6 protein-coding genes are annotated in these 7,194 nt (G+C 72.8%); 2 read left to right on the top strand and 4 right to left on the bottom strand.

Features of this window, described 5'->3' with window-relative positions; translation table 11 throughout:
- Nucleotides 1–306: 306 nt before the first annotated feature.
- The 3 genes from AB0O21_RS40165 to AB0O21_RS40155 form a co-directional block, all read right to left on the bottom strand.
- Nucleotides 307–1,959: a phospho-sugar mutase gene (locus tag AB0O21_RS40165; RefSeq protein WP_365180886.1), complete on the bottom strand. Its 1,653-nt coding sequence runs from the start codon at nt 1,957–1,959 to the stop codon at nt 307–309.
- Between the two features lie 46 nt (nt 1,960–2,005).
- Entirely contained in the window at nt 2,006–2,812 is an 807-nt protein-coding gene (locus AB0O21_RS40160; protein WP_365180883.1) for a purine-nucleoside phosphorylase, read from the bottom strand.
- A gap of 122 nt (nt 2,813–2,934) precedes the next feature.
- Nucleotides 2,935–3,372, bottom strand: a complete 438-nt coding sequence (locus AB0O21_RS40155; protein WP_360897425.1) for a gamma-glutamylcyclotransferase — start codon at nt 3,370–3,372, stop codon at nt 2,935–2,937.
- A 185-nt stretch (nt 3,373–3,557) separates the two neighbouring features.
- Between AB0O21_RS40155 and AB0O21_RS40150 the strand changes: the two genes are divergently transcribed.
- Nucleotides 3,558–4,997, top strand: coding sequence for an NAD(P)H-quinone dehydrogenase (locus AB0O21_RS40150; RefSeq protein ID WP_365180880.1), 1,440 nt, complete (start codon nt 3,558–3,560; stop codon nt 4,995–4,997).
- Between the two features lie 176 nt (nt 4,998–5,173).
- On the top strand, nt 5,174–6,130 hold the full coding sequence (locus AB0O21_RS40145) for a DeoR/GlpR family DNA-binding transcription regulator (protein ID WP_365180877.1): 957 nt from the start codon (nt 5,174–5,176) through the stop codon (nt 6,128–6,130).
- Between the two features lie 227 nt (nt 6,131–6,357).
- Here AB0O21_RS40145 and AB0O21_RS40140 read toward each other — a convergent pair.
- The coding region (locus AB0O21_RS40140; RefSeq protein ID WP_365180874.1) for a biotin/lipoyl-containing protein at nt 6,358–7,194 on the bottom strand (837 nt) is incomplete at its 5' end.

Here is a 7,194-nt window from a genome sequence, read left to right as displayed (position 1 = left end):
GGCCGAAGGCCATCGCGAAGCGACGCGACCGAAGGGAGCGCCCTTTACAGGCCGGCCCGACACGGAAGGACTATGGGACTGACGGGAAACCCCCCAGGACATCTCTGATTCCGGTCAGTTCGGACCCCGCCAACCGCGCAGCCCCCGCCCCGCAGCCGGGGGTGGGTGGGCAGCCGCCGACCGGGCCCGGGGGGTCGAGGGGGAGATGGCGCGCCCGCGCCCCCCGCCCCGCCCCCGCAGCCCCGCCCCCCGTACGGCAACGGCCCCCCGGGCCGGTGGCTCGGGGGGCCGTTGCCGCGTGGGGGATTAGATGCCGGCCGCGGCTGCCAGGTCCTTCTTGATGGCGTCCAGGATTTCCTGGCCCCGGGTGCGGGACGGGGCGAGGTCGGAGGCCTCGGCGACCGGGACCACCACCTCCAGGTAGCACTTCAGCTTCGGCTCCGTGCCCGACGGGCGCACGATCACCCGGGCCTTGTAGTCGCCGTCCAGGTAGTACCGCAGGCCGTCCGTCGGCGGGAGCGCCGCCGAGCCGACCGCGAGGTCCTCCGCCGAGACGACCCGCAGCCCCGCCAGGGAGGTCGGGGGCTCCGCCCGCAGCTGGGCCATCGCCGAGGCGATGACCGAGAGGTCCGAGACGCGCACCGACAGCTGGTCCGTGGCGTGCAGGCCGTGGGCCATCGCCAGGTCGTCCAGCAGGTCGGTCAGGGTGCGGCCCTGCTCCTTGAGCTCCGAGGCGAGTTCGGCGACCAGCAGCGCGGCGGTGATGCCGTCCTTGTCGCGGACGCCCTCGGGGTCCACGCAGTAGCCGAGCGCCTCCTCGTACCCGTAGCGCAGGCCCTCCACGCGGGAGATCCACTTGAAGCCCGTGAGGGTCTCCTCGTAGGGGAGGCCCGCCGCTTCCGCGATCCGGCCGAGGAGGCTGGAGGAGACGATCGATTCGGCGAAGGTGCCCTGGGCGCCCTTGTGGACCAGGTGGGCGGCGAGGAGCGCGCCGACCTCGTCGCCGCGCAGCATCCGCCAGCCGCCGTTGTCGGGAACAGCCACCGCGCAGCGGTCCGCGTCGGGGTCGTTGGCGATCACGATGTCGGGCTGGACCTCGGCGGCCTTCGCGAAGGACAGGTCCATCGCGCCCGGCTCCTCCGGGTTGGGGAAGGCGACCGTGGGGAAGGCCGGGTCGGGCTCGGCCTGCTCGTCCACGAGGACCGGGGCCGGGAAGCCGGCCCGGGCGAAGGCCGCCAGCACGACCTCCTTGCCGACGCCGTGCATGGCCGTGTAGACGGTCCGCACGCCCCGGGGGGAGCCGGGGGTCAGGACGAAGTCCGTACGGGCCAGGTAGGCCTCCAGGACCTCTTCGTCGAGCTGCAGCCAGCCGTCCTTGGGGCGGTCGACCGAGTCGAGCGTCGTCACGCGGGCGATGTGGCCCGCGATCTCGGCGTCCGCCGGGGAGACGATCTGCGAGCCGTCGCCGAGGTAGACCTTGTAGCCGTTGTCCCGGGGAGGGTTGTGGCTCGCGGTCACCTCGACGCCGGCGACGGCCCCGAGGTGCCTTATGGCGTACGCGAGGACGGGCGTCGGCAGCGGTCGGGGCAGGATGGCCGCACGCAGGCCGGCGCCGGTCATCACGGCCGCGGTGTCGCGGGCGAAGTCCTCGGACTTGTAGCGCGCGTCGTAGCCGACGACGACCAGGCCGCCGTCGTGGCCCTGGGCCTTCAGGTAGGCCGCGAGGCCCGCCGCGGCCCGGATGACCACGGAGCGGTTCATCCGCATCGGGCCCGCGCCGATCTCGCCGCGCAGTCCGGCGGTGCCGAACTGGAGGGTGCCGGAGAACCGGTCCGCGAGCTCGGCGGTGTCGCCGGCCTCGATGAGCGCGGCGAGCTCGGCCGCCGTCTCCGCGTCGGGGTCCTCCGCCAGCCAGGCCTGGGCCCGGGTGATCAGGTCGTCCTGTGCCTGTTCCTGCACTGCTTCCGCCTTACCTCTCGTACGTCGATCAGGTCGATCAGGTCGATCAGATGCGGGCGAGGACCTGCGTGAGCAGCGTGCCCATGCGGGCGGCCGAGTCGCGGCCCGCCTGGAGGACCTCTTCGTGGTTCAGCGGCTCGCCGGACAGGCCCGCCGCCAGGTTGGTGACCAGGGAGATGCCGAGCACCTCGGCGCCGGCCTCGCGGGCGGCGATGGCCTCCAGCACGGTGGACATGCCGACCAGGTCGGCGCCCATGACGCGGATCATGTTGATCTCGGCCGGGGTCTCGTAGTGCGGGCCGGGGAACTGGACGTAGACGCCCTCTTCGAGGGTCGGGTCGATCTCCTTGCACAGCGCGCGGAGGTCCGGCGAGTACAGGTTGGTGAGGTCCACGAAGTTCGCGCCGACGATCGGCGAGGTGGCCGTGAGGTTGAGGTGGTCGCTGATCAGGACCGGCTGGCCGGGCTTCATGCCCTCGCGCAGGCCGCCGCAGCCGTTGGTCAGGACGACGGTCTTGCAGCCGGCCGCGACGGCCGTGCGGACGCCGTGGGCGACGGCGGCGACGCCGCGGCCCTCGTAGTAGTGGGTCCGGCCGAGGAAGAGCAGCGCGCGCTTGTCGCCGATCTTGTACGAGCGGATCTTGCCGCCGTGGCCCTCGACTGCGGGCGGCGGGAAGCCGGGCAGGTCGGTGACGGGGAATTCGGCCTCGGGCGCGCCGAGCGCCTCGGCGGCGGGGGCCCAGCCGGAGCCCATGACGAGGGCGACATCGTGGGATTCGACGCCGGTGAGCTCGCGCAGGCGGGCGGCGGCGGCGTCGGCGGCGGCGAAGGGGTCGGTAACAGATGCGTTCACGCGGATGAGCGTAGCCGCTCTCGGCCTACGCGCGTAGATGGCACAGCTCACGGTGTTCGGATCGTTGCCTTGTCGTTTCCGCCGAATCGTCCCCGGGGCGCGGCGCGCGGCGCCGGCAGGGGTCAGCAGGGCCGCTTGCGCAGTTCCATCACGTAGTCGTGGGGGGCGCCCGCGGACTCCGCCGCGTCGGCGATCTCGCCCAGGTAGCGGGCTGAGGGCAGGCCGCCCTCGTAGCCGTTGAGGACGTAGCACCAGGCCGCCTCCTCGCCGTCCAGCGTGTGGACGCGGACGCGCATGCGGCGGTAGATGTCGAGGCCCACGCCTTCCCAGCGGTCCATCGAGTCCTCGTCGAGCGGCGCGATGTCGTACAGGGCGACGAAGACCTGGTGGCGGGGGGCTTCCACGATCGTCGCGAGCGCGCCCTCCCAGCCCATCTGCTCGCCGCCGAAGGTCAGCCGCCAGTCGTTGATCCAGCCCGTGCCGCGCAGCGGCGAATGCGGGGCGCGGCGCGTCATCAGCCGCGGGTCGAGGTTGCCGGCGTACGCGGCGTAGAGCGACATGAGTCCGAGGGTACGGGAGGGGCGCCGTTGTACGCGTGCCCGGCCACCGTCCCGGATGGTGGGACCGGGCGCGAAGCACCTTGAAGCGTGCGGGACAATGGGGCACGGAATGCATCCCCCGGGGAGACCCCCCGGAACACCGGCCGGGGCGGCAGCCGGCCGGGTAGACGTGAGGCGGACTTTTCGTGACCCGGATCGTGATCATCGGCGGCGGACCCGGCGGGTATGAGGCAGCCCTGGTGGGGGCCCAGCTCGGCGCGGAGGTGACCGTCGTCGACTGCGACGGTCTCGGCGGCGCTTCGGTACTGACCGACTGCGTGCCCTCCAAGACGCTCATCGCGACCGCCGAGGTCATGACGACCTTCGACTCGTCGTACGAGGAGCTCGGCATCGTCGTCGCGGACGACACCCCGCCCATCGAGCAGGCCGCGCGCGTCGTCGGCGTGGACCTCGGCAAGGTCAACCGGCGCGTCAAGCGCCTCGCGCTCGCCCAGTCCCACGACATCACCGCCTCCGTCACCCGGGCCGGCGCCCGCGTGGTGCGCGGCCGCGGCAAGCTCGGCGGCCCGCAGGGCATCGACGGCACGCGGGACGTCATCGTCACCGCCGCCGACGGCACCGAGACGATCCTGACCGCCGACGCCGTGCTGATCGCGACCGGCGGCACCCCGCGCGAGATCCCGGACGCGATGCCGGACGGGGAGCGCATCCTGAACTGGACCCAGGTCTACGACCTGGAGGAGCTCCCCGAGGAGCTCATCGTGGTCGGCTCGGGTGTGACGGGTGCCGAGTTCGCCGGCGCCTACCAGGCCCTGGGCTCGCGGGTCACGCTCGTCTCCTCCCGCGACCGCGTGCTGCCGGGCGAGGACCCCGACGCGGCCGCCGTACTGGAGGACGTCTTCCGCCGCCGCGGCATGAACGTCATCGGGCGCTCGCGCGCCGAGTCGGCCAAGCGGGTGGGCGACCGCGTCGAGGTCACGCTCTCGGACGGCCGCGTCATCACCGGCACGCACTGCCTGATGGCGGTCGGCGCGATCCCGAACACCAAGGACATGAACCTGGAGGAGTCCGGGGTCCGGCTCAAGGACTCCGGGCACATCTGGACCGACAAGGTCTCCCGCACCTCCTCGCCGGGCGTGTACGCGGCCGGTGACGTCACCGGCATCTTCGCGCTCGCCTCCGTGGCCGCCATGCAGGGCCGCATCGCGATGTACCACTTCCTCGGCGACGCGGTGGCCCCGCTGAACCTCAAGACGGTCTCCTCGAACGTCTTCACCGACCCCGAGATCGCCACCGTCGGCTACACCCAGGCCGACGTGGACGCCGGCAAGATCGACGCCCGCGTGGTGAAGCTCCCGCTGCTGCGCAACCCGCGCGCCAAGATGCAGGGCATCCGGGACGGCTTCGTGAAGCTGTTCTGCCGCCCGGGCACCGGCATCGTCGTGGGCGGCGTGGTCGTCTCCCCGCGCGCCAGCGAGCTGATCCACCCGATCTCGATCGCGGTCGACAACAACCTGACGGTCGAGCAGATCGCAAACGCGTTCACCGTGTACCCCTCGCTGTCGGGATCGATCGCCGAGGTGGCCCGCCAGCTGCACACGCGGAAGGCCGCCGGCGAGGCCTGATCCTCCCCAACCGCCGCATACCGCAAGGGTTTTGAGGGCGGGGCGCCGTGGTGTGGCCGGACGTTCACCCAAGTCTCGGGCCGCGTATACCACTAGTCGCCCCGCCATATGGACAACTTCGGTATTCCGGCGCAAGGAGCTGAAACCAGACGGTCGTTGGGGTTACTGTCAGTTTCGTGTTCGCTGCAGAACGTCGCCAATTGATCCTCGAAATGGTGCGGGCCAACGGAGCGGTGTCGCTCCGGGAGCTCGCCCGCGTCGTCCAGACCTCCGAAGTGACCGTACGGCGGGACGTGCGGGCACTGGAGGCAGAAGGACTCCTCGACCGCCGGCACGGCGGTGCGGTGCTGCCGGGCGGTTTCACCCGTGAATCCGGCTTCCCGCAAAAGTCCCATCTCGCGACGGCGGAGAAGACCGCCATCGCCGATGTCGCTGCCTCCCTCGTCGAAGAGGGCGAGGCCGTGGTCGTCGGCGCGGGGACCACGACCCAGGAGCTGGCCCGCCGGCTCGCCCGGGTGCCCGGCCTGACCGTCGTCACCAACTCGCTGCTCGTCGCCCAGGCCCTGGCGCACGCCAACCGCGTCGAGGTCGTCATGACCGGCGGCACCCTGCGCGGCTCCAACTACGCCCTCGTGGGCAGCGGCGCCGAACAGTCCCTCCAGGGGCTCCGGGTCTCCCGCGCCTTCCTGTCGGGCAGCGGCCTGACCGCCGAGCGCGGCCTGTCCACGTCCAACATGCTGTCGGCGAGCGTGGACCGCGCCCTGGTCCAGGCGGCGGCGGAGGTGGTCGTCCTGGCGGACCACACGAAGCTCGGCACGGACACCATGTTCCAGACGGTGCCGACCGATGTCATGACCCGCCTGGTCACGGACGAGCCCCCGCCGCACGACGACCGCGCGGCCACGGAGCTCCAGGCGCTGGCGGACCAGGGCGTCCAGATCACCGTGGCCGGTGCGGCTGCCCCCGGGGGGGTGGACGGCATGCCGGGGCGCCGGCCGCGCCGGGAATCCCCCCTGCCGGTGCAGCGGCGGGGTGGGCCCTCCGCCCAGCTGCGCAGCGCGGGGGCGCCTGCGGCGTTGCTCGAGCAGCAGGCGGGTGAACGGGCGCGGGTCGCGGACATGAGGCGCCGCTAGCCCGTGCGGGCCCGCTGCTGGGGCTCCGCCCCAGACCCCGCTCCTCAAACGCCGGAGGGGCTGGATTTGCCCCCGGCGGGGCAAGTTCAGCTCGCCGGCGTTTGAGGAGCGGGGGTGCGGGGCGGAGCCCCAGCAGCGGTGGCGCGCATGCGCACGGCGGGGTCCGGACAGCCGTGAGGCCCGGCATCCCTGAAGGGGTGCCGGGCCTCACGGGTGGGTCAAGGGCGTCAGTCCTTGATCTCGCAGATCGTCGCGCCCGAGGTGAGGGACGCGCCGACCTCGGCCGTCAGGCCGACGATGGTGCCGGAGCGGTGCGCGTTGAGCGGCTGCTCCATCTTCATGGCCTCGAGGACGACGATCAGCTCGCCCTCCTCGACGCGCTGGCCCTCCTCGACCGCGACCTTGACGATCGTGCCCTGCATCGGGGACGCGAGGGTGTCGCCGGAGGCCGCCGGGCCGGACTTCTTGGCCGCGCGGCGCTTCGGCTTAGCGCCGCCCGCGGCCGCCGTGCGGGCCAGGGTCATGCCCAGGGACGACGGCAGGGAGACCTCGAGGCGCTTGCCGCCGACCTCGACGACCACCGTCTCGCGGCCCGGCTCGTCCTCGACCTCGTCCGCGGCGGGTGCCGCGAAGGCCGGGATCTCGTTGACGAACTCGGTCTCGATCCAGCGGGTGTAGACCGTGAACGGGTTGCCGTCGGCGGGCGCGAACGCGGGGTCGGTGACGACCGCGCGGTGGAAGGGGATGGCGGTGGCCATGCCCTCGACCTCGAACTCGGCGAGCGCGCGGGCGGCGCGCTGGAGGGCCTGTTCGCGGGTGGCGCCGGTGACGATCAGCTTGGCGAGGAGGGAGTCCCAGGCCGGGCCGATGACCGAGCCGGACTCGACGCCCGTGTCCAGGCGGACGCCCGGGCCGGTCGGCGGGGCGAACTTGGTGACGGTGCCGGGCGCGGGGAGGAAGCCGCGGCCCGGGTCCTCGCCGTTGATGCGGAACTCGATCGAGTGGCCGCGCAGGGCGGGGTCGCCGTAGCCGAGTTCCTCGCCGTCGGCGATGCGGAACATCTC

Source organism: Streptomyces sp. NPDC091371, from assembly GCF_040684275.1.
Lineage (GTDB): Bacteria > Actinomycetota > Actinomycetes > Streptomycetales > Streptomycetaceae > Streptomyces.
The sequence above is the reverse complement of the archived record's forward strand: the minus strand, read 5'-3'. Positions and strand labels throughout refer to the sequence as shown.

Excerpts from the sequence above, each read along its gene's own strand:
- AB0O21_RS40155 (WP_360897425.1), bottom strand. The coding sequence starts at position 3,372 with ATGTCGCTCTACGCCGCGTACGCCGGCAACCTCGACCCGCGGCTGATG.